Consider the following 25,089-nt stretch of genomic DNA (forward strand, 5'->3'; position numbering starts at 1 on the left):
ATTTCACAGGAATGAATGTTCAGCTAATGCTTTTTCTCCATCGTAAATTATACATATTGGGTACTACCATTGCCATCAAAATCAACAAAACACCCAACCACTGTAAAGAACTGACTTTTTCCTGTAATATAATATTTGACATCAGAACAGCCACCGGTAGTTCAGCAGCACTGAGAATTGAGCCCAATCCGATTCCGACAATTGGCATTCCCGCGGAGAAAAATAAAGGAGGGATAACCGTCCCGAAAAGGGCTAAAAGAATTCCCCATACCCACAAACTTTCCGTAAAATTCATTTGCAGGCTCCCATCAAAAAGAAAGGTAGGCGGGTGTACGGATAAAACTAAAATACTTGCCCCGGTGATCATAAAGGCTGATTTTTTGAGAGGAGGAATTTGTGTTTGACTACGGCCACTCACAAAGACAAACAAGGCATATGCAATGGCTGACAATAATCCATAAATCACTCCTTCCATATCAAGATTTCCGGCAGTTCCGTCTATCGCTCCTCCAGCAAAGAATGTCCCGATGATAATCACCAAAGCTGCTATTGACTTTGGGCGGGACGGCCATTTGCGGTGGACTAGCGCTTCTAATAATAGCCCTATCCATGTGAATTGCATTAATAAAAGGATTGCAATAGAGGCCGGTACCAGGCTAATACATTGATAATACAACAAACTCACCATCCCCGTACTGGTTCCGACTCCCATTAATGTGAGGACAGAGCGGAATTTTCCCACAGTACGCATGGACACGGGGCTTTTCACAAGCGTTTTTTTTGATTGAAATGACTTTCCTATCACAATTCCCCAAAGTATCACCCAACCGAACAACATCTGACTTCCGGTAACATCCGCTACGGTAAAGCCCTCTTTATAAGCCAATTTGGCAAAAGTGGAAAGAATGCCGTAACTACAGGCGCCCAAAAACACCAATACAATTCCTTTAATCTCCTTCATGGCCGCAAAAATAGAGAAGGAAACAAGAAATTTAAGCTAGAAGGATCGAGGGAATGAAGAATTGAAGGCTTATAGGTAGTATTCCTTCTGATGGGTATGCTCCCTTACTTGTTGATACACTTTCCAACCTTTCATCCCCGATAACTGACCACCGGTTGCTTTTTATGGTAAAATTATTGTTCTTTTAACTCTGTAATAAAAAAATTGAAATACAGAAAACAGTATTAACCGTCAAAACTATGACTCACCAAACCAAAGCATATACATTTTTGCTATTGCTTCTTACTTTTTGTAATGGTTTATTTGCTCAAAACCTCTTTCCAATCAAAAAAGAGGGCAAATGGGGTGTAATCAATACAAAAGGGGAATTGGTAGTAAATCCATCTTATGACTTTGTCAGTGATTTTAATACCGAAGACTATGCGGTATTTGAACAAGGTGGCAAAAAAGGAGTATTGAATCCACAAGGGCAGGCCAGCATTCCGGCTTCCTATCAAAAAATACAACCCCTAAAAGGGGCCTTTATCGCCATATGGCAGAACCAACAGTGTGGACTGGCTACCCAAACCGGTCAAGTATTAAAACAACCCGAGTACGATGCCATTGAAGCAATCCATGATTCCGGTTTTGATTCTTATTTCAAAGTGTACAAAAACTTAAAATCAGGATTGATCAACCAACAAGGCGGGATTGTATTGAACCCTATCGCTGATCAAATTATGACAGGCAATCAGGGTTTGCCTTTCCTGTTTTTCAAAGTCAATCAAAAAACCGGTCTGGTGAATACTCAAGGTGAACAAATCTTGTCTGCGGAATATGATTCCATCCTGGTTCAGGGAACAATGCTCAAAGCCTACAAAGGCAAGTCTTTGGTATATATTGAATTTGATCAACAGGGAAAAACCACTTTACATAAAGACTTTACCAATGAGGCCGCCTATAAGGTATTTGCCAGAGCTCAAAGCCGCCATTTGCAGTTACAAATCCTGAAAAACAATCCGGATGCCCGCAAGCCCCGTTGGGTGATGGATGGCGTACAATACAAACTCATTAATGGTGTAGGAAAAGATTTGATCGGTAAATCATTTTACAATATTGGAGTAGACGAAGTTTTGGGGCTTTCTATCGGACAATATGCCGAAAGTCAAAAATCACCCACTGTATGCTTTTTAATCGACCATAACCAAGGAAAAGTCCTATTTGCCAAACCTTTGGAAGACATGGTTATCAGTGATTTTAACAGCTCTCAATACGCAAGGGCCACCGTAGATACTCTTTGGGATGCCTTGATTGATCAACAGGGTAATGTGGTTCAAACGATTCAAAATCAAAAAATCCGGAATACAGGTCCTTTCCGAAAGGGAAAAGCCTGGGTACAGTTAATGAATGGTAAATATGGCTTTATCAATGGAGAAGCCCAAGTTATTATCCCCTTTGAGTACGATCAGGCAGGGGATTATGTAGACGGATTTGCCGTAGTCCGGAAGGGAGAAAAGTTCGGAATTATTGACCCTTCCGGTAAGATGATAGTTCCTCTACAATACGATGGTATCGGCCCTAGTTCCGAAGGCATCGTCCGGTTAAAACAAGGACGTGGATCCACAGGCAAATGGGGCGGTATCCGGGTCAAAGATCAAAAGATGATCATCCCCTTCGAATATCAGATGATCGGGGAATTTCATAATGGATTGGCGGCTATCAAGCAAAACAATGCATTTGGAGTGGTGAATACGGAAGGTAAAATAGTCATTCCTACCAAATTGAAAGTGGATGCCGTAGGACCTTTTGTCAACGGCATTGCTTGGGTGGGCCGGGGTCGTTATGTACAGGAATCTCCGGTAGGGGCTTCTTTGGTCAACTTCCGTTACGAAGGTTACCTAAAGAAAGACGGTTCTTTTCTGATTCCTCCGGTATATCAACGCATTGTGGATTTTGAAGAGGTGTGGAAAAAGCAACAAGGATTGTCCAAAATCGTCAAAAACAACAAAGTCGGTTATGTAAATTATAAAGGACAAATCATCGTGCCTGCCGAATACGATCAATTAGAGGGCTTCGAAGAAATCTGGTTATTGGACAAGGGTATCACCGAAGCGGAAAAAAACGGCAAAAAAGGATATATCGACCATAATGGAATAGCGGCTTTGCCTATTGACTATGATTTTGTTTCCAAAGATTTTCTCACGGTGTGGCAAGACAGTACCGGATTGGCCAAAGTAGGCAAAGATAAAAAATTCGGCTACGTAGATTACTCCGGCAAACTGATCATTCCCCTATTGTACGATTACATCAGTGAGTTCCGTCAGGGAATTGCCATTGTCAGAAAAGGCCAAAAATTTGGCGCTATCAACATGGAAAACAAACCGGTATTGCCTGCCACTCACGATGGAGCCAAATTTTTAGAAGGCAAGGGAGCAGTGATGATCGAATTTTTTGATAAAGGAGAAGTTTTCCAATTATTAAATGATCAAGGGACAATTCAACAAACATTGACACAGGAGGAAGCTGAAAACTACACCAAAGAAGTAAAAGCATTGACTCCGGAGATTCCCGGTAAATATGAATACGAACGTACCTACGATGCCAATGGCATTGCCGTAGTCAAAACCAAAGGCAAACTGGCTTTATTAGACAAACAGGGCAAACTGCTTTCCAAACCATTATATAAAGAAATAGGTGTTTTTCATGAAGGCTTGGCCTATGCCCAACGGGAAGATAAAGACGTAAAAAACAGAAAATTCGGCTTTGTGGATCTTCAGGGAAACGAAGTGATAGAACCTGTCTACAATAAAGCTGGTCACTTCAGTGAAGGAAAGGCAGCTGTGTTTGTCAGAGGAAAATGGGGGTATATTGATACAAAAGGCAAAATGGTCATTCAACCTCAGTTTGAAGAGGCTCTTCCGTTTTCAGGAGGTTATGCCATTGTCAATGGCCGGCAAATCATCAATGAAAAAGGAGAAAAAACCGGTGAATTTGTACTGGATGGAGAGATTATGACAGGTTTTCAAGCTAACCGGGCCAAAGTAAATTCCGTGGGGGGCATGTACCATATCAAGCCTGACGGTATGCCAGCCTACTTCACCAAGTACGATGAAGTAACGGATTTTCAGAACGAGGTTGCTTTTGTGAAAAGAGGAGAAAAGTGGATATTGACCCGCCAAGCCAATAACCAAACGGTCAAAGTTCCTTTTAGCCGGATTGCCAAAAACCAGTACTTGGCTAATTATGAAAAACGCAGAACCATCAAGACCAAATACGGTGATTTGATCAAAGACTTGAAATGGACGTTAGTAAATAATGGCCAGTGGAGGATGATTCACCCGGATGGATTATTTGCCAATGATGTAATTTATGAAGAAGTGAATCCTACTTCTGACGGCAACTTCCTGGTAAAAATTAATCGCCAATACGGCTTAGCTACGGCTTCGGGTCGTGTAGTCACCCCTGCCGAAAACGAAACACTCAAACGGGTAGGCAATGTGATCAAAGTAGAAAAACAGGGCAAATTAGGCTATTTGAAACTGGACGGTTCATGGCTCTGGGAATTGGCAAAATAAAATTTGAAAAGGTAATATCCGATAAATAATTTGCACCCGTCAAGCCCTTTTCAAGGGTTTGACGGGTGTTTTTTTACAATATTCCAATTGAACTTCTTATTCTTGCTCTGTTCGTAACCCTCCGGTGTGAACGGCCAGAAGTGTGGTTCCTCTGGCAAAATAGCCTTTTTGAATCAAATCATAAATGCCAAAAAACATTTTACCTGAGTAGACAAACTCCAAAGGGATATGATGCTGTCGGGTGAACTTTTGAATAAAAGCCTCTAGCTCCGGTTTGCTTTTCGCATACCCTCCAAAGTGATAATCCAGATGGATGTCCCAGTTTGAATAAGGAGTTGCCTGATATGCCAGTAAAAGATGTTTTACTTCATCCGTCAAAAAATGAGCACCTTTCAACACAGCAAAACCTAAAGCCTTCTTCTCTCCTTTTAATCCAGCTATCACTCCGGCCAAAGTTCCTCCTGTTCCACAAGGGCAACAGATATAGTCAAACTCCCGGTCAATCTCTTCAAGAATTTCCGAACAGCCCTTTACAGCCAAAGCATTACTACCGCCTTCCGGCACCAGATAAAAAGGGCCGAATTCCTTTTGTAATGTTTGAATCACTTCCGGTTGCTGCTTTTGCCGGTACGTACTGCGGTCCATATAGTGAAGCTGCATTCCGGCTTCTTTGGCAAAAGCCAAGGTACTGTTTAAAGGCAAGTGTTCTTCGCCCCGGATAATTCCGATAGTGCGAAGGCCAAAAAGTTTTCCAACGGCCGCAGTGGCATAAATATGATTAGAATAAGCTCCGCCAAAGGTCAACAGGGTTTTGTGACCAAGCCGTTGAGCTTCCAACAAATTATATTTGAGCTTGCGCCATTTGTTCCCGGAAATTTGCGGGTGAATCAGGTCATCGCGTTTCACCAATAACCTGATCCCCCGTTGGGTAATTTCCGGATCGTTGATTTCTTGAATTTTGGTTGTTGTATTCAGTAAATCCACTCCCCTTATTCAATGGTTTCCAACACCAGATTATGATTGGTATAAATACAAATATCCGCTGCAATATGCAGACTCTCTTCCACAATTTCTTTGGCTGATAAATGTGGTGCATGCTTTTGCAATGCCAAAGCAGCCGATTGAGCAAACATACTTCCTGAACCGATGGCCGCAATTTGATTGTCCGGTTCAATTACATCTCCGGTTCCCGAAATAATCAAGACCTCTTCCTTATTCGCCACAATCATCATCGCTTCCAAGCGTCTTAAGTAGCGGTCTGTACGCCAATCTTTGGCCAATTCGATAGCCGCTCTTTTCATATTTCCACCAAAGGCATTCAATTTTTCATCAAAGCGCTCCATCAGGGTAAAAGCATCCGCCGTAGAACCGGCAAAGCCCAATACTACTTTTCCCTCTTGTAATTTTCGAATTTTACGCACATTGCTCTTGGCTACGGTATTTCCAAAAGTTGCTTGTCCATCCGCACCAATGGCGATTTTCCCGTCTTTCACCACTGCGAGTACGGTGGTCGATCTGAATTTTTTTGACATAGATGTATTTATTTTGTCTGTAAGTCTGTTGAATATCCTCTCTATTCTTCTTAATCCGTAGAGAAGTGAGTCTTCGAAATTAACGATTTTATTCTAAGTGTGAAAAAGCATACTAAGATTAGCTGCGTTTCAACTTAACTCTTGTGCAATCGCATTGCTGCTACGTACATCCACTTCCGAGATGATTATTAAATAGTCTCCTGGCAACTTGGCGATAGCAGCATGTTAATAAATACTACAATTGGAGGTGTGAGGTTGGGATTTTTTTATCCTATTTTAAATTTTCTACTAAAAAAATAGAATAAGCAAAAGCATTACAAAAATACAGTTGTAAATACAACTGTATTATCCATGTCATAACAAATCGAATCAGACTGTCATAGAAAATAATTGTGCTTGAGGCTGTTTGCGCCAAAACCGCAGATCAAACGCCATACAGATATTCCTGATAAATGTCTGACCCGCTACTGTCACTTTGATCTTATTGTCTTCAATTTCCACCAATCTATCCTTGAGCATTTCTTCCAATCGTTGTTCAATGACTTCCCCAGGGATCCAAACTTTATCTTCCTGAGTCACTTCCGTTTCAAAGTGACACATCAAATTGAGAATATGCTTCCGCACCACTAAATCTTCCTGATTTAATAGATGTCCCCGGAAGACCGGAATTTCATTTTGTTGAAGACGGGCATAGTAATCTTCCAACTTTTTCTCATTTTGCGCAAAGCTCCCCCATGAATCACTGATGGCCGATACTCCCAAACCTATTTGCAAGCGGGTTTTGCCAGCCGTATACCCCATAAAATTCCGGTGAAGTCTTTTCTCTTGCATGGCAAGGTGCAAATCATCTTCCGGAAGAGCAAAATGATCCATACCAATTTCAACATATCCCATTGCTTGCAGCATTTCCCTACCTACTTCGTAAAGCCTTCTTTTTACATCCCCTTCCGGTAAGTCTGCTTCGGTAAATTTGCGTTGCCCCACTCCTTTAATCCATGGCACATGAGCATAACTATAGTAAGCAATGCGGTCTGGTTTGAGCATCTTTACCTTTTCAATAGTATCCACAATACTGGCTTCTTTCTGCAAAGGCAAACCATAAATAATGTCATAATTGACTGAGGTAAAGCCATTGTTCCGGGCTGCTTCGGTCACAGCTTTTACTTGTTCATAACTTTGCACCCGGTTGATAACCTGTTGTACAACCGGATCGAAATCCTGAATTCCAAAACTAACCCGGTCAAAGCCCACCTCATTTAAGGCTTTCAGATGTGCTACTGTAGTACTGTTGGGATGGGCTTCAAAACTAAAATAATGCTCTTGAGCGAGTTCGGCCTCTGCTAAAATCTTCCGGATCAGGTCACTTACATTTTCTGGCGAAAAAAACGTAGGAGTGCCCCCTCCCAAATGAATTTCTTTGATAACGGGCGTTTCATCCAACAGATTCCGGTAAAGTTGCCACTCCTTCAAAATTGCTTGTATATACACTTCCTCTACAGAGTGGTTTTTCGTAATGCGCTTGTTACAGCCGCAAAAGGTACATAAACTTTCGCAAAAAGGCAGGTGAAGATACAGGCTGATTCCTTCCGTAGCATTGCTAACCTGAAACGCTTCTTTTACCGTACGTTGCCAATCTTCTATGGCAATTCCTTTTTCATCCCAATAAGGTACTGTGGGGTAACTGGTATATCTGGGGCCTGGAATATTGTATTTGGTAACCAACTCAGTATTCATGGATTGTAATATTTAGGTCATCGATCAAGGCAAAACTAGAAAGCCCTTCATTAAGAAACAGTGACCTACGTCAGATCAAAAGAGGGAAAGAATATGAAGTTGGTCATTTTCCGTACAAACACGCAATGTTACATCTTTACAAAAAAAGCCGCCCGGTATTCACCGGACGGCCTGATACCCGAAGGTATCCCTTCATACAGATTATAAAAATAAATAAACAAAAATCCTTATTTCTTCAAAATATACTCCGCTAACCAATCTCCTACGGCCGAAGTAGAATATGCTTTTCCTTCTGCAATATCTTCTGTTACTACTTTCTCTTCCAATGAAGCATCTACCGCCTCTCGGATGGCTTTGGCTTCATCCTGCAGATCCAAACCTAGCTCGAACATCAAGGCTGCAGAAAGCACTGTTCCTAACGGATTGGCAATGTTTTTCCCGGCAGCTTGCGGATAAGACCCGTGAATCGGCTCAAACACGGATGTTTGAATTCCTACGGAAGCCGATGGCAACAGGCCTAAAGATCCGGTAATTACGCTGGCTTCGTCGGTCAGGATATCTCCAAACATATTTTCCGTAACGATTACATCAAATCGTTTCGGCCATTGGATCATCTGCATCGCAGCATTATCCACAAACATATATTCTAATTCGATATCGGCAAAATCACCCGCCATTTCCTGTACGGTTTCTCTCCACAAACGGGAAGTTGCCAGTACATTGGCCTTGTCTACTGCGGTTAATTTTTTATTTCTTTTCCCTGCATACTCAAAAGCCAACTTGACAATACGCTGTACTTCCTCTTTGGTGTACACACAAGTATCAAAAGCCGTGTTTTGATCTTCGGAACGGCCTCTTGGCTGTCCGAAATAAATTCCTCCTGTCAACTCCCGGATTACTACGAAATCCGCTCCGTCCACCAAGTCCGTGCGCAAAGGAGATTTATGCAACAAAGATTTAAAAGTAGATACCGGACGGATATTCGCGTATAAGCCTAACTTTTTACGCATCGCCAACAAACCTTGCTCCGGACGGACTTTTGCCTTGGGATCATTGTCGTATTTAGGATCGCCAATGGCCCCAAACAATACCGCATCGGCATTTTTACAAGCTTCGTAGGTTTCCTCAGGAAAAGGATCTCCGGTGGCATCAATGGCTGCAGCTCCCACTACCGCATGTTGATAGTCAAACTGATGGCCAAATTTCTCTCCGATGGCATTGACCACTTTTACGGCTTGTTCGATAATTTCCGGACCGATTCCGTCTCCTGGTAAAGTCGCTATTTTGAATTGCATTTCTTATAGTCAAGTTATGTTTTAAAAATTTCTTTTGTGCCAAAAACCTTCCAAATTTTAAAAAACCGGGCGGTTTAAGGCTATCAGTATATATTAATCTTCAATCATGTTTAACATCTTGATGGTTGCCTTGATGGCCGCCACCGTCTGATCAGAATCCAAGCCACGGGTTTTAAACTCACGATACCCGATCTTCCAGGTGATGACTGTTTCCACCAATGCATCCGTACGCCCACCCGGAGGAATACTCACTGCATAATCCGTCAATTTGGGATAAGGTTTTTCCAACGAATCGTAGATTTTCCAAAGAGCATTCATAAAGGCATCGTACTGCCCGTCACCGGAAGCCGTTTCCTCATAGCTTTTGCCATCAATTTCTATACTCAGCGTAGCCACGGAACGCAAGCCTTCCGCCACTTGTAAAGCATAGTTTTTGATTTTGATTTTTTGCTCGATGGTATCGTTTTTCAACACATCGGAAATGATATAAGGAAGGTCGTCCTGAGTAACCATTTCTTTTTTATCTCCCAGTTCAATGACCCGGGAGGTCACCTTTTTCATTTCCTCGGCATCCAGCTCTATGCCCAATTCTTCCAAGTTCTTTTTGATATTGGCCTTTCCCGACATTTTTCCCAAGGCATATTCCCGTTTACGGCCAAAACGCTCCGGCATTAAGTCATTGTAATACAGATTGTCTTTGTTATCCCCATCGGCATGAATCCCGCTGGTTTGAGTAAAGACAAACTCTCCGATCAAGGGTTTATTCGCCGGGATACGCACTCCTGAGAAGGATTCGACAATTTTACTAACGGCATAGAGCTTTTGCTCATTAATGGATAATTCGTGATGGAAATGATCCTTCACAATACCAATCACGCTGGAAAGCGGAACATTACCGGCCCGTTCACCTAGCCCGTTTAGGGTTGTATGAATACCGGAAATTCCTGCTTTGATGGCACTATACACATTGGCCGTAGCCAAATCATAATCGTTATGGGCATGAAAATCGAATTTTAAATCCGGAAATCCGTCTTTCATCTTTTTGCAGTATTCATACGTTTCGTCATGATTGAGAATACCCAAGGTATCCGGAAGCATAAAGCGTCCTATTTTTTCCGCTTGCAAGCCTCTAATCATTTGAAAAACATACTCCTGAGAATCCCGCATACCATTCGACCAATCTTCCAAATAGACATTGACCCCGATACCCATCTCTTCCGCATATTTCACCACTTCCCGGATGTCAGCCAGGTGTTCTTCGGGTTGTTTGCGAAGTTGTTGGGTACAGTGCTTTAAGGAACCTTTGCACAGGAGGTTAATCACCTTTCCCCCTGCCTTTTGGATCCATTCCAGGGAAGTTTTCCCATCGACAAAACCCAAAATTTCCACACGATCCTGATAAGCGTGCTGATGGCTCCAGTCCAGAATTTTTTTGGCCGCCTTATATTCCCCTTCCGATACTCTGGCAGAGGCAATTTCAATACGATCCACTTTCAATTCTTCCAGCAACAGCCGGGCTATATTTAATTTCTCAGCTTCGGAAAAGGAGACTCCCGAAGTTTGTTCGCCATCCCGAAGGGTGGTATCCATTATTGTGATTTTCATGGCGTTCCCGTCTTACTTGAAGCAAATCAAAACATTGTCTCTACTTTCGAGAAAGAAAGTAAAGAAATCGTTCAAACATACTTCTTTGGCTATTTTTTTCTTTTCAATAAAAATAAGAAGAATCCGTAAGATTCTTTCCGCTTTGCGTTGAAGATACAACCTGTTTTTCCGGAAGGGGTCAATTTCTGCGGTTCGTCTTGAAGCTATACAACCCTTAGCATCTCCATCGTACAGGTGTTACCCCTAAAAGGAAACCTCCAAAAACAAGGGTTTTCGGAGGTTTGAAACGTTAGTTTTGGGCACAATGCCCTCTCTCTTTCAGATTTGAACTTTAATCAATCGTTGTGTTAGTAATCTATTTACCAGATAGTCATAAGAAAATTCACTAACTGGTAAATCTTGGGTTGGCCAGGTAGTTTTAGCAACTACCCCTGTCTAATTTATGATCTTGTTTTTTCAAAAGATTCAATTTCATCTTTCATGCTCAACAGATAGTCGATATCATCATAGCCCTTCAGCAAACACTCTTTTTTGTAAGCGTTGATTTCGAAGGATGACTTCTCCCCTGTCGCTTTAATGGTAAACTCCTGCTTTTCCAGGTTTACTTCAAATTCGGCTTTAGGGTCCTTCTCAATTTCGGCAAAGATTTTTTGCAAAAATTCCTCAGAGACTTGAACAGGCAACAGGCCATTGTTCAAAGAGTTGTTTTTGAAGATGTCTGCAAAAAAGCTGGACACTACCACTTTAAATCCATAATCGTGTACAGCCCAGGCAGCATGTTCGCGAGAAGAACCGCTTCCGAAGTTTTTCTCTCCGATCAGAATGGCTCCTGAATAGGTAGGATCGTTCAACACAAAATCCTTAATGGGCTGGTTATTGCTGTCATAGCGCCAGTCGCGGAAAAGGTTGTCTCCAAAGCCATCACGGGTAGTGGCTTTTAAAAAGCGGGCTGGAATGATCTGGTCGGTATCCACATTCTCAATGGGCAAAGGCACTGCCGTGGATACTACCGTTTCGAATTTATCTATTGCCATGGTATTTTTTACTTTTAGATGAGATAACGAGCAGGTTTACCCTTTTGGGTAAAGACATTCTTGAAAACTCATTATCAATTAATTAGAATTAGTTTTTCAGATTGTACGCCCCGTTTATTACAGTTCTCTAGGGTCTACAATCTTTCCAGCTACTGCTACGGCTGCAGCTGTAAGCGGGCTGGCCAATAAAGTACGGGCCCCGGGTCCTTGTCGTCCTTCAAAATTCCTGTTGGAGGTAGACACGGCATACTTTCCGGCCGGAATTTTATCATCGTTCATTGCCAAACATGCCGAACAGCCCGGTTGACGCAGTTTAAATCCGGCTTCTTCCAATATCTCCACGATTCCTTCCTCATAGGCCTGTTGCTCTACCTGTTTGGAACCCGGCACAATCCAAGCCGTGATATTGTCAGCTTTCTTTTTCCCTTTTACAAATTGAGCTACTTCTCGTAAGTCCTCAATACGGCCATTGGTACAACTTCCCACAAACACATAATCCACTTGTTTGCCCACCAAGGCATCGCCAGGCGCAAAGCCCATATATTTCAAAGACTTTTCGAACGAAGGTTGGGCACTGGCCGGAATATCTTCTAAGGTAGGGATTGATCCTTTTACTTTGGTACCCATTCCAGGATTGGTACCATAGGTAATCATCGGCTCGATGTCAGCAGCGTCAAAAGTCAATTCTCTGTCAAAAGCAGCATCTTCATCCGAGTACAATTGCTTCCACTTGGCTACAGCCTTCTCAAACGCTTCTCCCTGTGGAGCAAATTCTCTTCCTTGAATATAGTCAAAAGTCGTTTCGTCCGGTGCAATCAATCCTCCGCGAGCTCCCATTTCAATACTCATGTTACACACGGTCATTCTTCCCTCCATGGATAAGCTACGGATTGCCGATCCTGCAAACTCAATAAAGTATCCGGTTCCACCGCTGGCGGTCACTTTGGAGATGATATAGAGGACTACGTCTTTGGCCGTCACTCCACCTTTTAAATCACCGTCCACAGTGATGCGCATTCTCTTTGGTTTCGGCTGTAAGATACATTGAGTGGCCAATACCATTTCCACTTCACTGGTCCCAATACCAAATGCCACACTCCCGAATGCACCGTGGGTAGAGGTGTGGCTATCACCACATACCATGGTCATTCCGGGTTGGGTCAATCCTAATTGTGGCCCGATCACGTGTACAATTCCTTGATAAGGGTGATTTAAACCGTACAATGTCACTCCGTGCTTTTCACAATTTTCAGTCAGTTTGTTTACCTGAAAGCGCGACAATTCATCCTTAATCGGTAAATGTTGGTTGAGGGTAGGGACATTGTGATCCGGAGTTGCCACTGTATTTTGCGGACGGAATACGGAAATCCCCCTTTTGTCCAATCCGGCAAAGGCTTGCGGACTGGTGACCTCGTGAATCAAATGTTTGTCGATATACAATACACTGGGACCGCCTTTGATTTCAGAAACCACATGAGCATCCCAAATTTTATCAAATAATGTTTTACCAGCCAATGTTGTATTTAGTTTGGTTAACGGATATCGTACTTCTGATTGTCAGCAAATTATGAAATAAATTGACGATTTCCTTTTCTCAATTTACTTTCTTTCTTTCTGACTTCTATTCTCTTTTTCGAATCAAGCTTAAGCAAAGCTACGGGAATTTGTAATACTTTAAAAATACTGTTTTTGTCAATATTTGATACCTTTGAGGTATTAAAAAAAGAACGGGTTCCTCTCAAGCAAAACTTATCCCAATGGAATTACGACATTTAAAGTATTTTATGGTATTGGCCGAAGAGTTACACTTTCGCAAAGCAGCCGAACGCTTGTTTATCTCCCAGCCCCCTTTGAGCCGGCAAATCAAAGAGCTGGAAGGAGAATTGGGTGTACAGTTGTTTCAGCGATCTAAAAAATCCGTAAACCTGACAGAAGCCGGGCAATTCTTAAAAGAAGAGGTAGCGCATTTGTTCACCAGATTGGAATCCATCAAACGAAAGGTGAAAGAAATAGATTTGGGAGAAGCCGGGCATTTGCAAATCGGATATGTCAGTTCCGCCATTCAAGATGTATTGGCCAGGGTACTGTTGAATTTAAAAAAAGACTTGCCGGGTATTAGCACCAGTTTGTATGAACTCAATACCATCCGCCAAACAAGTTTGCTATCGGAAGGGCAACTGGATGTAGGAATCATGCGCGCCCCTATCAAATCCGACCAATTTGTAATTTATACATTATACAAAGAAAACTTTGCTCTGTTGGTCCCCAAAGGCCACCCTATGATTCATTCCCCAAAACAACAATTACAAGAAGTAGCAAAAGAACCTTTTATCTTCTTTGCCAAAGATTATTCACCGGAGTATTACAATGACCTGATGCATATGTGCAACCGGGCCGGATTTACTCCGAATATAGCCCATGAAGCCATCAACATGCACTCTATTGTCAGGCTGGTGGAGAAAGGCCTGGGGGTTTCAATCGTACCTTTCAGCGTAAGCCAAATGTATAAAAACCTGGAAGTAGATTATATTGAACTTACCTCCACTGGTGAAAAAACCGAAACGGTAGTCGCTTATCGCAAAGATTGTATCAAACCCTCAGTATTCACTTTTGTAAATCTACTTCTGAAGCTGAATAAACAGATTATGGAATAAAAAGTCCTTCGGAAGTAAATGGAACATCTTGCCATTTGTTCTGATGTAAAATGCGGAATGTTTTGAAACCGATGTCTTGAAGCATGGAAGCCGATTCGGAAAAATTAGCGGTAATTTCGTCCGGATGGTGGGAATCGGCATTGAGCATTACCGGAATGTCGAGTTTCAATATCTCTTCCAAAATCCACCGGCTGGGATAAGCGTCCGGTAATTTCTTCTTGTACACTCCCCTGGTGTTTACTTCAATGATCACTCCGGATTGTTGAGCCACTTCTAACGTAGCCAGTACTTCCTCCCGGTACCAATCTTCGTTTTCACTAAAAAGCTGCCCCTCTTCACATTGAATTTTGATTTTATCCATATGCCCCAATACATCCGGACAGGCCGTTTGTAACATTTCCCGGGTTCGTTCAAAATACCGTTTTATCGCTTGTTGTACATTTCCATCAAAAATGTCCTTCAAGCCTTTTAAAAACAATTGGTGGCCTCCGTCTACTTCCCAAGGGGTGCCGTCAGCAAAACTGTCTACAAAATGAATAGAGCCAATGGTATAGTCCAAACCGGCCTCTTGAATATAGGGACTATCCACTTGGGTGCTTCCCGGAATAAAATCCACTTCCATTCCAGTATAAATCTGAATATCAGCCTGATACTGTTCTTTCAAGCGGTTAATTTCTTGCAAATAATCTTTTAAACGCTCCATTTTCATATTCCAAGTAGTTGGAACAAATAAAGGAGAATGCGAAGAAAATCCATAAATTTTGACTCCTTGCTGAAGGGCTGCTTTGATATGTATTTCGGGAGCATACTTTCCATCGCAATAATGGCAATGGCTATGATAATTCGTCCAGCTTTGCATAAATTTGTTCGGGTTAGGTTTCATACAAATGTCTGAAACAGAATGCTGAAAGTTAAGTGTGAAGGTATTTTTTTCATCCGCATAAAAGAAAGGGATGAATAGTGAGGGAATAGAGTCGTTACCACCAGTTGCTATGCTACACATCGGAGAAAAACCGATCATATTTACTCCACTACAACTTACTCGGATTTTATAAGTCGACTGCCAAAAATGTCCAACAAAATCATTATTGTCACTTGTGCTATTATCGAATATGAGGGAAAAGTCTTGGTTGCGCAACGCAGCGAAACCATGGCACACCCACTACAATGGGAGTTTCCGGGAGGAAAATTGCATACCAGAGAACTTCCTGAAAAATGCATTGTCCGGGAGATTATGGAAGAATTACAACTGTCATTTTCCATTCGTTATCGCTTGCATAGTTGTGAATACGATTATGGCCATAAACAAATCCGTTTGCTGCCTTTTGTAGGCACTTGTACGCACAAAGAGGTGAAGCTATTGGAGCACAAACGAATCAAATGGTTAGAAAGAGAAGAGTTACGTCATCTGGATTGGTGTAAGGCTGATATTCCGGTGTTGGAACAATACCTTTCTACAAGGTCAAGTAAATAACAAAGCAAGCCCTTACAGGCTTGCTTTGTGGATAGTTAATCTGACACTAGTTTCTTAAGAAAGTTAATCAACAATGTAATAGGCACTTGCTTCTTCTGTAAATAGTAAATTAGCCGAAGCAGGCAATTCATGATATTCTATTTCTTCTATGATTCCTTGATTATCAACCAAGTAAATTTCTTTTTCGGATGGAAGTTGAGCGGCAATCAGTTGATCTACATCCGGAGTTTCTTCCTCCATTTCCAATTCTTCCAATAAGCTAAGTTCTTCAGGGCTGAGCGTGGTATATCCTTGTAAAAGGGCCTCTTTGCTGAATTTATCAGGTCCAGGTTGATTACTGAGTTGCATACCAAATAGCAAACGAGGCAATGACAATAAAATGAAAGTGAAAGCGAATAGTTTAATTACGTTTTTCATGTGTTTTTAAAGCTTATATAAATACTTGTTTTGCTTTAATGCCAAGGTCGTACCATTAGAATTAACTATCTGATAAATAGATATTTATATAATAAATTTTTCTATATACTATTTGAAAACCTGTACAAATTCGGACAGGGTAGTGCATTTCTGTACAACCGGACAACCGCTTATACGCATAAATTTGGATTTACAAACAAATACCTCAGGTGAATGGTTGTAAGTTCGAACTTATCGTGTAATTTTATACTACCCTATCAGTGTGTAAATGCATTGGATAGGTTTTTCCAGGGGCACCACAAAGGTTGGCAGAGGCTGCCAAGGAAAATAAAAAACACTACCTTATAGAAACATAAAGATTTTTTTCATCAGAAAGGTGGTGAACAACCGGTAAGTTAAAAATCCAAACATGATTAAAGTTCTCACAGAATATTCTTCCTGGTATTTTTTATTATGCCTAATGGCAGGTTTTCTATATGCTTACCTGCTCTATACCAGTAAGGCCCCTTGGAGTAAGCCAGTCAATTACTTCCTGGGCACAGTGCGTTTTATTTTAGTTACTTGTGTTTGTTTTTTACTGTTGGGGCCTTATGTCAAAACCATAAAAAACTATTTTGAAAAACCGGTTATTACCTTTCTGATCGATGATTCCCAATCCATTGCTTTGGTAAATGATTCTACCCGGTTGCTTCAATTACGGGGAGAACTGGAAACGCTGGCCGAAAGCCTGGAAGAAGAGGAATACGAAGTGGATATTCAAACGCTCAATGCCAATCAAAACTTATCCGGGATTCAAGACATTGGTTTTGGAGGAGCTTCTACCAATATCAGCTCCCGGCTGAAAGACATAGAAGCCCAATACGAAAACCGGAACCTGGGTGGAGTGGTATTGGTCACCGATGGTATCTACAATCAAGGAATTGCTCCTAATTACCTGCCTTATTTGATGAAAGTATTTGCAGTGGGTATTGGAGATACATTGCCACAGGAAGATATCAACCTCAAAGCCGCTTATGCCAATAAAATTGCCTATCTGGGTAACAAATTTCCTATTGTAGCCGAAATCGGCAATATGGGTTTCGAAAATCAAAAGTCTGAAGTATTATTAAGAAAAGAGGGAAAAATCATTGAGCGGAAAACGCTTACTTTCACCCGGGAAAACAGTCTTCAGACCATAGAATTCCTCCCTAAATCCGAAAAAGAAGGACTTCAACATTATGTGGTGGAAGTACTGCCTCTTGAAGGAGAGTTTACCAAGAAAAACAATATTAAAAATGTGTATATAGATATCATTGACAGCAAGGAGAAAATCTTAATGGTTGCCTTGAGCCCCCACCCTGATATCAAAGCACTGCGTAGCGCGGTAGAAAAAAATGAAAACTATGAGTTTATCGTTCATATTCCGGGAATGGACGGGACTCGAAATGCCGAACCTGTGAATCTGGATGAAAAATACGACTTGGTGATATTTCATCAAATCCCCAATGTACAACGGGTAGGGCAGAACCTGATCCAACATTTTCAAGAGCAGAAAACCGCCATGTGGTTTATTTTGGGGAATCAATCCAATCTTTCTGCTTTCAATACGATCAGCGAAGCTGTGCAGGTACATGCCAATGGAAGGCAATTTGATAAAGTAACACCTTCCTACAACAATGTCTTCAGCAAGTTTACCATGGACAACGATAAGCGACTGGTCATCAGCAAATACCCTCCGGTCACGGTTCCATTTGGCAACTTCGACCTGACAGGCACTTCGGAAGTGGTCATGTTTCAAAAAATAGGAAATATTACTACAGACAAACCTTTACTGGTACTGAATGAACATAACGGGTTCAAAAGTGCAGTCACGTTGGGAGAGGGAATCTGGCAATGGCGTTTGCACGAATATTCGGTTAATGACAATACCAATGCCTTCGATGAAATCATCAATAAAACCGTACAATACCTCTCCACCAAAGAAGACAAGCGCAGATTCCGGGTATATCCTATTTCAAATGAATTTTTTGATACGGAAAGTGTGATCTTTGAAACAGAGGTGTACAACGAAATTTACGAACGGATATACGGCCAAAAAATAGATTTACAAATTACGAATGAGGCCAACGAAACCAGCAGTTATACTTATACCAACAGTGGACCGGGTTTTCAATACAAAGTTAACGGACTGTCGCAAGGGGTGTATCGTTACCAAGCGACTACTCAACTTAACGGGAAAACGGAAGTGAGTGCGGGAGAATTTACAGTGCGAGAATTGGAAATCGAAGCCATCAACACTACCGCTGATTTTAACTTGTTGCGTAATCTGGCGGCTCATACCAACGGACAATTTTATCAGGCCAACGAGTTAAAACAATTGCAAACTGACCTGACACAAAATAAATTAAAAGACCTCATCCATAGCCAGGAAGAGTACGAAGATCTTAGCAATTTAAAATGGCTTTTGATAGCCTTGGCTTTACTAGCTTCTTTCGAATGGTTTTTACGGAAATTTAAGGGAGGATATTAATTAAATTAATGGAGGGGTTGGGAAAAGCAGTAAGGCATATCAGCCTTCGGTATTTCCAATTGCTTGCATTGTATGTAAAGAAGGAGTTGCACTGCCCCCTTTCGGCTCTATGGTAATGGCAAAAGCAGAAGCATTTCCTACAGACTTCATTTTCAATAATGTACTGATCGCCAAATCAAATACACCGGCGTCCACAGGTTTGCCCTCGATGATCGCCCAAAGCTGATATTGATTGTCTTCAGAGAGTTTTTGCAGCTTTAATACATTCAGGTATACCTCTTGAGAAGAGGGGTTCCAATAGACTTGTACTTCGCTCTCCGGTGATTGCCCGGTTCCTTGGAGACGCACACGGTGAAAAGCCGGATTATTCACCACCTTCAAGTCCGATTCAATTTGTGCCAATCGCTGTTGAACTTGATTGTATTCCGAAGCGATTTCTTGGTTTTGCGCCAAAAGACCCTTCAATTTGTCTTCCGTACTCTTCCATTTATTCCAAAAAACTCCGGCCAAGATGGAAGCCACTAACGCAATGCTGACAGAAGCCGCCAATGCTAATCGAAACGCATTTCCTATAGTTTGGCTACGCACTTTTTTATGCGACCATTTGACGGGAGTATAAGGTTCGTTTTGTTCTAAATGGCTTAAGATTTTATCTTTTACATGAGCACCGGGAGTAATGGCGGTTTGGAAAGCCAGTTCTTCAAAAGCACTTTCGATTTTATTTAATTCCTCCCGGATCTCCGGATACGCCTGGGTCAATTGCAGTACTTCCATGCGTTCTTTTTCAGAAAGCTGATCCAGCACATAGGCTTCTAATATTCCGGACGCTATGTAATCTTTTATATTCAAGAGATTCCTAATACGTTTCGAAGATTCTTTATAGCCATTCTCAAGCGGGTTTTTACCGTACCCAGAGGAATTTGTTTTTCTTTGGAAAGTTCCGATTGTGTATACCCTTTAAAATATACATACTCCAATACTGTTCTTTCTTCTTCCCTCAATTTGTCGAGTTGTTCTTTGATTCCTATGCTGTCTATGGATTGATGCACTTGGCTTTTATGTTCATAAGAATATACGTTATTTTCCATTTCATCAGTTTTCCGCTCGTTCCGAAGCTCTTTAGAACGCACTTTATCAATGGCCAAATTTCTGCTTACATTCAGCATCCAGGTAAACAGCCGCCCTTTTTGCGAATCATACGTATCTATTTTATTCCAAATTTTCAAAAATACATCTTGCAGTACTTCTTCTGCGATATCTTGCTTTTGCACAATCCGCAAAATAACCCCGTATAATGCCCCGGAATAATGATCATATAAATAATTGAAGGCTGCTTTGTTCCTGGCTTGTAGCAAAGCAACTAATTCAGGAGGGGCAATATGTCCTTCAAATTTGTCTGACATATTTTAACTACAAAATCTCATATCGAAGTGAATTAACCTTTTTCTTTTTCCTAAAAACTGTTTCAAAAACGCCTCCCCCGTGTTACTTTTTTCAACAATAGCTTTGGCTATTCTCTTCAAAAAGTGCCTTGATGAGCCGATTTTGATTCCATCTTCGGTCAAAAACGATACGTGTAAACCACTTCATCGAGAAAATTTATGGAAGCCAATACATACATGACTTAAAAAAAATAGACCTTATCTGAGCATATTTTTTAAAATAACATAAAGCATTTGAGAAAGGCAAGCACGAATTTGCCCAACCCTTGCCGGTCCGGGACTTGTAGCGGATCTATTTATGCAAAATTTCAGGATTTTCTTCAATCAATTTCACCCCTTCCCGATACCCTTGTTCATACAAGCGATCTGCCTGCGAAAAGTCCAAAAGCGAACAAGGAGAAGAAAGATATGGATCAATCAAGTATTTGCACTTGTGTAGTGCATTTTGAACTTGCTGGCCGGGAGTCATTGAAAAAATTTTTGAATACAATGACTGGAAAGAATGTTGCACAAGCTTTTCACTACTATGATTTACATTAATACCGATCACCATTTTACAAGAGTGTTCCAATGGTTGTATGGGAAAGGCATTTAATAAACTTCCATCCAGATAATGTTTCCCTCTCAATACGACAGGGGTGTACAACAAAGGAAATGAACAGGAAGCACTTACCGCTTCAAATAGTTTTCCTTTCTGTAATATTTCCGCACTTTGCGACTCCAAACAGGTAACCCCCACATACAGTTTCTTTTTTAAGACCTGAAAGTCATTTTCGGAAAGTACCGACCTAAGTACCTGCCCCGGAACGCCAAAAGGCTGAACAATTTCCGAAGATCTGATTTTTTTCGGAAAAATCCCATTCAACTTTTCCAGCATCTCGGAAGCACTTAATCCAGCGGCATAAAGAGCCCCGATCAATGCTCCCAAATTTGAGCCTGCTACGGCTTGGGCTTGTAAGTTATGTTCTTCCAGAGCCTTTAAAACCCCTATTTGTAAAAAACACCGGGCACCTCCCCCGCTCAAAACCAGACCCAATGAGTATTTTTTGTATGAGCCGGTTTCCGTTTGATGTTCGTAATCGCTAACCCTACGGGCTTGACATTGTGTTTCTCCCATGCCTTTGTCTTAGATTTGTATACAAAAAATATCCGGGCGAAGGATATACCTTGAAAGTACTAAATATCTAGGAAAATAACACTATGTCCGGGGTAGAGGCAGGTGGTATCAAGGGTACAGCAACAGAAAGGAAATGTACTCTATTATTCATATTGTAAAAAGACAGATCACAGGGTTGTTTATTGAATCAAAAAGCAAATACACACAATGCTTATGAAGCTACGTAATGAACTACTAAAAGAGCATTCCAAGGCACATAGCCAATCTTTAGCCACTTTTATCGGCAACGATACAATGCTATTTGCCGAACTGATTGAGGTGTTCCTGTGCGATGAATACCGGGTAACGCAAAGGGCATCTCACGTACTCAGTGAATGTGCGGACCGACATCCTCAATTAATCGCTCCTTACCTGAAAAAGCTACTTTTGAATTTGCAAAATCCGGTACACAATGCTGTCAAAAGAAATACTTTCCGGGTTTTACAAGATTTTGATTTACCGGATGATGAGGAAATATTAAGTTTGGCCGCAGAAGTAGGTTTTGCTACCTTACAGTCCAACAAAGAGGCCGTAGCCACCAAAGCTTTTGCGATGACAGTACTGGGCAATGTTTGCAAAAAAGTCCCGGAATTAACCCAGGAATTGAAAATCATCATTGAAGATCAAATGCCTTATGGTTCTCCGGGTTTTGTGGCAAGGGGTAAAAAAGTACTCAAGACATTGCAAAACATCACTTAAATCCCCCTTTGACAAATAGCAAGATCAGCTTTTTTTATTGTGATAAAAACATGAGTTCAGCTTCAGCCAAAATATAAACAGTATGCGAATTTATTTTTTCATTTCAGCAATGGCGGTATTGTTGTGGAATTGCACGGATTATACCAATTCCTCAATCACCCAACGAAAGGCCAATTACCCCAGCAAGAAATATACACATGTTGCATTGGATACATCCCAATTGGCTTATCAGGAAAAAGTGTATGTGCCCGCCTATTCGGATATCTACAATTTCAGTGGAGAAAAAACGATCTACCTCACCATTACTCTAAGTGTGCGCAATACCAGCTTCAAGGACAGCTTGTTTGTCAATGATATCAAATACTATGGATCGGATGGGAAAATCTTAAGGCATTACCTGGATTCTTCCCTGGTACTCCACCCCATGGAATCCGTAGAATTTGTCATTGAGCACAACGAAACTCAAGGAGGAGCCGGAGCAAACTTTGTAGTGGATTGGGGAACGCATCAACCCCAACTCAACCACCCTGTCATTCAAGCGGTCATGATCAGCACCATTTCCCAACAGGGCATTTCATTTGTCACTCATGGGGTTGTGATTGAGAAAAACCATAAAATAAAAGAAGAAAAAGCCTCATTGGAATGAGACAATTGATCAAACGCAATTTTTTTTACCTCTTATCAGCCGGAATCGGCCTATCATTACTAGGTTATTCCAATTGGAAGGGCTTAGGACTGACCTTTGACTCATTGGTATATTTGGAGGGGGGACAATATATTTTAAACCATGGCACTTCGGGATGGTTTTCGCAACTGGTTTTTCAGGAAAAGCCGCCTTTATTTCCCCTATTAATCGCACTTTTTCAAAAGGATCTGCGGCTTCTCAACCTTTTCCAGTTTTGTATGTACCTGTTTGTTTTAAATTGGGCATACCATTTTACCCAGTATTTTCTTCAAAAACCTTTTTGGCAATACCTCTGTTTTTTCCATTTGGCTATCTCTACGACTTTTTTACAGTTTCATAAATTTTTGTTCACAGAACCCTTATTCATCGTCTTACTGTACGGCTATTTATGGGTTTCCATTCACATCCTAGAGTCCCCCTTACAAAAGCGCTTTCCCCTATACACATATGTTTTAACAGGTATGATTTTAGGGATTTTATTGGTAAGCTTACGTCATATAGGCATCCTTATTACCCTAAGCAGTTCGTTATTTTTACTCTGGCACCAAAGGAAAAAACCTATTGTCTGGTGGATTACCGGAGGCTACCTATTCGTACCTTTATTATTTTTCACTACCTGGCAATACCTGATATGGGCAATTGGGCTGAAAGCTAATGCTGCGGTGTTCTTACAAGATTTAGATATCGGGTTTAATCTCAAAGTATACAGTCAGGCTATATATACTTGGTTTCTACCTACATTACCCTTCGACTGGTTAAATTACTTAGGTTTTATACTTTGTTTTGGAATAATCTGCTGGACACTCCGTCAAGTGCTCGCTTCTTCAGGCCCTTCTTTATACAAAAAGTACTTCCTGTTTTTATTCACTTGTTACTTTATCCCAATGAGTTTGAAAGGAGATTTGTTAGAGCCGGATGGAGAGCGGTATTTAGGAATTTTTGTTTTACCCTTTTGGCTTGTTTTCTTCTCAGAAGTTGAAAAGCTATCGGCCAAACATAAAACCTGGAAATGGGCCGGGATAACGCTTATGTTAGTCTGGAGCATTTATCCTCTGGCCCGTACGTTGAAAAATAGTATGCTATGGCATGATAAAATAGGTTGGTAACCTGAGCAAGCACTCCTTGGTTATTTATCACACAACCACTTCTTTTCTTTGCAACTCATAAGTAGTATCCCAGTCTTTCCACACAGGTTCATAGCCTTGCCTTTGAATCATGCCAGCGATGGCTTCCGGGCTGCGTTCATCCGAAATTTCAAATTGTTCCAACGATTGAGGTTCCACCGCGTAGCCACCCGGATTGGTTTTTGACCCGGCACTCATGGTAGTGATGCCCAATTTGAGGACATTATCCCGGAATTTTTCCGACTCCCGGGTGGAAAGTGACAATTCGACTTCCTGGTTTAACAAGCGGTAAGCACAAATCAACTGCACCAATTCCCGGTCAGTCATATTTACTTTTGGCTCATGTCCTCCTAAAAAAGGTCGTAAGCGGGGGAAAGAAATGGAATACTTGGTCTGCCAATAGTTTCTTTCCAAATATTCAAGATGCAAAGCATTGAAAAAGCTATCGGTCCGCCAATCTTCCAAACCGATCAACACCCCAAGGCCCATTTTATGGATGCCGGCTTTTCCCAAACGGTCAGGAGTATCCAAACGGTAGTGGAAGTTTGACTTTTTCCCTTTCGGATGATAATCTTTATAATTTTCCTGATGATACGTTTCCTGATACACCAACACCGTATTCAAGCCATAAGGCGTTAAGGCCTCATAATCGGCTTGGTCCAAAGGCTGGACTTCCAGAGAGATATGAGAAAAATAAGGACGGATAAGTTTGAGTGCCTTTTGAAAATAAGGGACTCCCACCGTATGATTGGCTTCTCCGGTAACGAGTAAAATATGGTCATACCCCAAGGCTTTTACCGCCTCGGCTTCCCGGATGATTTCGGCATCTGTCAGGGTTCTTCTGCGTACTTTATTGTTAAAACTAAACCCACAATAAGTACAAATATTCTGACACTCATTGGACAGATACATCGGGGCATAGAGTTGGATGGTTTTTCCAAATCGTTGGGCGGTTAATTCGTGGCTTTTACGGGCCATTTGTTCCAAATAGGGTACCGCTGCCGGAGAGATTAACGCTTTAAAATCCTCCAAATCCACGTGGTCTTTTGCCAAAGCCCTTTCCACATCTACAGCCGTTTTGGCATAAATGCTCTCTTCCACCTGCTCCCACTGATATTGCTCAAAGGTATGTCGAAAAGATTTCATTCTTTATATAATTGGGGTTAGAGGTTTGTTAATAAGGATTGAAAGTTAAAGGGTGGAAAATCGGAGAG

At 41.5% G+C, this 25,089-nt stretch carries 21 protein-coding genes; 7 read left to right on the forward strand and 14 right to left on the reverse strand.

Annotated elements, in window-relative coordinates:
• Nucleotides 1-19: 19 nt before the first annotated feature.
• Entirely contained in the window at nt 20-961 is a 942-nt protein-coding gene (locus tag AAG747_RS23910; RefSeq protein WP_346823772.1) for an EamA family transporter, read from the reverse strand.
• A 239-nt stretch (nt 962-1,200) separates the two neighbouring features.
• Between AAG747_RS23910 and AAG747_RS23915 the strand changes: the two genes are divergently transcribed.
• Nucleotides 1,201-4,515, forward strand: coding sequence for a WG repeat-containing protein (locus AAG747_RS23915; protein ID WP_346823773.1), 3,315 nt, complete (start codon nt 1,201-1,203; stop codon nt 4,513-4,515).
• A 96-nt stretch (nt 4,516-4,611) separates the two neighbouring features.
• On the opposite strand, the gene AAG747_RS23920 is transcribed toward AAG747_RS23915, so the two are convergent.
• The 7 genes from AAG747_RS23920 to leuC all read right to left on the reverse strand — a co-directional run bounded on the left by AAG747_RS23920 (nt 4,612) and on the right by leuC (nt 13,230).
• Nucleotides 4,612-5,499: a 1-aminocyclopropane-1-carboxylate deaminase/D-cysteine desulfhydrase gene (locus tag AAG747_RS23920; RefSeq protein ID WP_346823774.1), complete on the reverse strand. Its 888-nt coding sequence runs from the start codon at nt 5,497-5,499 to the stop codon at nt 4,612-4,614.
• A gap of 5 nt (nt 5,500-5,504) precedes the next feature.
• A complete protein-coding gene (gene hslV, locus AAG747_RS23925; protein ID WP_346823775.1) occupies nt 5,505-6,047 on the reverse strand; it encodes an ATP-dependent protease subunit HslV in 543 nt (180 codons plus the stop codon).
• Nucleotides 6,048-6,416: 369 nt separating this feature from the next.
• Nucleotides 6,417-7,781, reverse strand: coding sequence for an oxygen-independent coproporphyrinogen III oxidase (gene hemN, locus AAG747_RS23930; RefSeq protein WP_346823776.1), 1,365 nt, complete (start codon nt 7,779-7,781; stop codon nt 6,417-6,419).
• A 227-nt stretch (nt 7,782-8,008) separates the two neighbouring features.
• Nucleotides 8,009-9,076: a 3-isopropylmalate dehydrogenase gene (leuB, locus tag AAG747_RS23935; protein WP_346823777.1), complete on the reverse strand. Its 1,068-nt coding sequence runs from the start codon at nt 9,074-9,076 to the stop codon at nt 8,009-8,011.
• Between the two features lie 93 nt (nt 9,077-9,169).
• Nucleotides 9,170-10,681: an alpha-isopropylmalate synthase regulatory domain-containing protein gene (locus AAG747_RS23940; RefSeq protein ID WP_346823778.1), complete on the reverse strand. Its 1,512-nt coding sequence runs from the start codon at nt 10,679-10,681 to the stop codon at nt 9,170-9,172.
• Nucleotides 10,682-11,121: 440 nt separating this feature from the next.
• Nucleotides 11,122-11,715 carry a 3-isopropylmalate dehydratase small subunit gene (leuD, locus tag AAG747_RS23945; RefSeq protein ID WP_346823779.1) on the reverse strand — a complete coding sequence of 198 codons (594 nt, stop codon included), beginning with the start codon at nt 11,713-11,715 and terminating at the stop codon, nt 11,122-11,124.
• Between the two features lie 117 nt (nt 11,716-11,832).
• The gene (gene leuC, locus AAG747_RS23950) at nt 11,833-13,230 is read right to left on the reverse strand and encodes a 3-isopropylmalate dehydratase large subunit (RefSeq protein ID WP_346823780.1); all 1,398 of its coding nucleotides are present in this window, start codon (nt 13,228-13,230) and stop codon (nt 11,833-11,835) included.
• 242 nt (nt 13,231-13,472) lie between these two features.
• Here leuC and AAG747_RS23955 point away from each other — a divergent pair, with 242 nt between their 5' ends.
• Nucleotides 13,473-14,369, forward strand: a complete 897-nt coding sequence (locus AAG747_RS23955; RefSeq protein WP_346823781.1) for a LysR substrate-binding domain-containing protein — start codon at nt 13,473-13,475, stop codon at nt 14,367-14,369.
• Here AAG747_RS23955 and AAG747_RS23960 read toward each other — a convergent pair.
• Complete coding sequence (locus AAG747_RS23960) at nt 14,359-15,228, reverse strand: histidinol-phosphatase (RefSeq protein ID WP_346823782.1); 870 nt, start codon at nt 15,226-15,228, stop codon at nt 14,359-14,361. The two genes, AAG747_RS23955 and AAG747_RS23960, sit on opposite strands and share 11 nt — an antisense overlap.
• A 210-nt stretch (nt 15,229-15,438) precedes the next feature.
• Between AAG747_RS23960 and AAG747_RS23965 the strand changes: the two genes are divergently transcribed.
• Nucleotides 15,439-15,843, forward strand: a complete 405-nt coding sequence (locus AAG747_RS23965; RefSeq protein WP_346823783.1) for a (deoxy)nucleoside triphosphate pyrophosphohydrolase — start codon at nt 15,439-15,441, stop codon at nt 15,841-15,843.
• A 63-nt stretch (nt 15,844-15,906) separates the two neighbouring features.
• Here the strand turns inward: AAG747_RS23965 and AAG747_RS23970 are convergent, their stop codons facing one another.
• Nucleotides 15,907-16,260 carry a hypothetical protein gene (locus tag AAG747_RS23970; RefSeq protein WP_346823784.1) on the reverse strand — a complete coding sequence of 118 codons (354 nt, stop codon included), beginning with the start codon at nt 16,258-16,260 and terminating at the stop codon, nt 15,907-15,909.
• A 409-nt stretch (nt 16,261-16,669) separates the two neighbouring features.
• On the opposite strand from AAG747_RS23970, the gene AAG747_RS23975 reads away from it, so the two are divergent.
• The gene (locus AAG747_RS23975) at nt 16,670-18,769 is read left to right on the forward strand and encodes a VWA domain-containing protein (protein WP_346823785.1); all 2,100 of its coding nucleotides are present in this window, start codon (nt 16,670-16,672) and stop codon (nt 18,767-18,769) included.
• 39 nt (nt 18,770-18,808) lie between these two features.
• Here AAG747_RS23975 and AAG747_RS23980 read toward each other — a convergent pair whose 3' ends face one another.
• The 3 genes from AAG747_RS23980 to AAG747_RS23990 form a co-directional block, all read right to left on the reverse strand.
• Nucleotides 18,809-19,618 (reverse strand): anti-sigma factor, encoded by an 810-nt coding sequence (locus AAG747_RS23980; RefSeq protein WP_346823786.1) that lies wholly within the window; start codon nt 19,616-19,618, stop codon nt 18,809-18,811.
• Nucleotides 19,615-20,172 carry an RNA polymerase sigma factor gene (locus tag AAG747_RS23985; RefSeq protein ID WP_346823787.1) on the reverse strand — a complete coding sequence of 186 codons (558 nt, stop codon included), beginning with the start codon at nt 20,170-20,172 and terminating at the stop codon, nt 19,615-19,617. Before AAG747_RS23985 ends, AAG747_RS23980 begins: the two co-directional genes overlap by 4 nt.
• Before the next feature lie 331 nt (nt 20,173-20,503).
• Nucleotides 20,504-21,328, reverse strand: a complete 825-nt coding sequence (locus AAG747_RS23990; RefSeq protein ID WP_346823788.1) for a patatin-like phospholipase family protein — start codon at nt 21,326-21,328, stop codon at nt 20,504-20,506.
• Nucleotides 21,329-21,541: 213 nt separating this feature from the next.
• Between AAG747_RS23990 and AAG747_RS23995 the strand changes: the two genes are divergently transcribed.
• The 3 genes from AAG747_RS23995 to AAG747_RS24005 all read left to right on the forward strand — a co-directional run bounded on the left by AAG747_RS23995 (nt 21,542) and on the right by AAG747_RS24005 (nt 23,857).
• On the forward strand, nt 21,542-22,066 hold the full coding sequence (locus tag AAG747_RS23995; protein ID WP_346823789.1) for a hypothetical protein: 525 nt from the start codon (nt 21,542-21,544) through the stop codon (nt 22,064-22,066).
• 82 nt (nt 22,067-22,148) lie between these two features.
• Nucleotides 22,149-22,712 carry a DUF3124 domain-containing protein gene (locus tag AAG747_RS24000; RefSeq protein ID WP_346823790.1) on the forward strand — a complete coding sequence of 188 codons (564 nt, stop codon included), beginning with the start codon at nt 22,149-22,151 and terminating at the stop codon, nt 22,710-22,712.
• On the forward strand, nt 22,709-23,857 hold the full coding sequence (locus AAG747_RS24005; RefSeq protein ID WP_346823791.1) for a hypothetical protein: 1,149 nt from the start codon (nt 22,709-22,711) through the stop codon (nt 23,855-23,857). The genes AAG747_RS24000 and AAG747_RS24005 overlap by 4 nt, the downstream gene beginning before the upstream one ends.
• A 27-nt stretch (nt 23,858-23,884) precedes the next feature.
• Here the strand turns inward: AAG747_RS24005 and thiH are convergent, their stop codons facing one another.
• Nucleotides 23,885-25,021 carry a 2-iminoacetate synthase ThiH gene (gene thiH, locus AAG747_RS24010; protein WP_346823792.1) on the reverse strand — a complete coding sequence of 379 codons (1,137 nt, stop codon included), beginning with the start codon at nt 25,019-25,021 and terminating at the stop codon, nt 23,885-23,887.
• Nucleotides 25,022-25,089: the final 68 nt, after the last annotated feature.

Source organism: Rapidithrix thailandica, from assembly GCF_039710355.1.
GTDB lineage: Bacteria > Bacteroidota > Bacteroidia > Cytophagales > Flammeovirgaceae > Rapidithrix > Rapidithrix thailandica.

Bases quoted from the DNA above. Each gene is read 5' to 3' on its own strand.
- AAG747_RS23910 (WP_346823772.1), bottom strand. From the start codon at position 961: ATGAAGGAGATTAAAGGAATTGTATTGGTGTTTTTGGGCGCCTGTAGT.
- AAG747_RS23915 (WP_346823773.1), top strand. From the start codon at position 1,201: ATGACTCACCAAACCAAAGCATATACATTTTTGCTATTGCTTCTTACT.
- hslV (WP_346823775.1), bottom strand. From the start codon at position 6,047: ATGTCAAAAAAATTCAGATCGACCACCGTACTCGCAGTGGTGAAAGAC.
- hemN (WP_346823776.1), bottom strand. From the start codon at position 7,781: ATGAATACTGAGTTGGTTACCAAATACAATATTCCAGGCCCCAGATAT.
- leuB (WP_346823777.1), bottom strand. From the start codon at position 9,076: ATGCAATTCAAAATAGCGACTTTACCAGGAGACGGAATCGGTCCGGAA.
- AAG747_RS23940 (WP_346823778.1), bottom strand. From the start codon at position 10,681: ATGAAAATCACAATAATGGATACCACCCTTCGGGATGGCGAACAAACT.
- leuD (WP_346823779.1), bottom strand. From the start codon at position 11,715: ATGGCAATAGATAAATTCGAAACGGTAGTATCCACGGCAGTGCCTTTG.
- AAG747_RS23955 (WP_346823781.1), top strand. From the start codon at position 13,473: ATGGAATTACGACATTTAAAGTATTTTATGGTATTGGCCGAAGAGTTA.
- AAG747_RS23960 (WP_346823782.1), bottom strand. From the start codon at position 15,228: ATGCAAAGCTGGACGAATTATCATAGCCATTGCCATTATTGCGATGGA.
- AAG747_RS23965 (WP_346823783.1), top strand. From the start codon at position 15,439: ATGTCCAACAAAATCATTATTGTCACTTGTGCTATTATCGAATATGAG.
- AAG747_RS23970 (WP_346823784.1), bottom strand. From the start codon at position 16,260: ATGAAAAACGTAATTAAACTATTCGCTTTCACTTTCATTTTATTGTCA.
- AAG747_RS23975 (WP_346823785.1), top strand. From the start codon at position 16,670: ATGATTAAAGTTCTCACAGAATATTCTTCCTGGTATTTTTTATTATGC.
- AAG747_RS23985 (WP_346823787.1), bottom strand. From the start codon at position 20,172: ATGTCAGACAAATTTGAAGGACATATTGCCCCTCCTGAATTAGTTGCT.
- AAG747_RS23990 (WP_346823788.1), bottom strand. From the start codon at position 21,328: ATGGGAGAAACACAATGTCAAGCCCGTAGGGTTAGCGATTACGAACAT.
- AAG747_RS23995 (WP_346823789.1), top strand. From the start codon at position 21,542: ATGAAGCTACGTAATGAACTACTAAAAGAGCATTCCAAGGCACATAGC.
- AAG747_RS24000 (WP_346823790.1), top strand. From the start codon at position 22,149: ATGCGAATTTATTTTTTCATTTCAGCAATGGCGGTATTGTTGTGGAAT.
- AAG747_RS24005 (WP_346823791.1), top strand. From the start codon at position 22,709: ATGAGACAATTGATCAAACGCAATTTTTTTTACCTCTTATCAGCCGGA.
- thiH (WP_346823792.1), bottom strand. From the start codon at position 25,021: ATGAAATCTTTTCGACATACCTTTGAGCAATATCAGTGGGAGCAGGTG.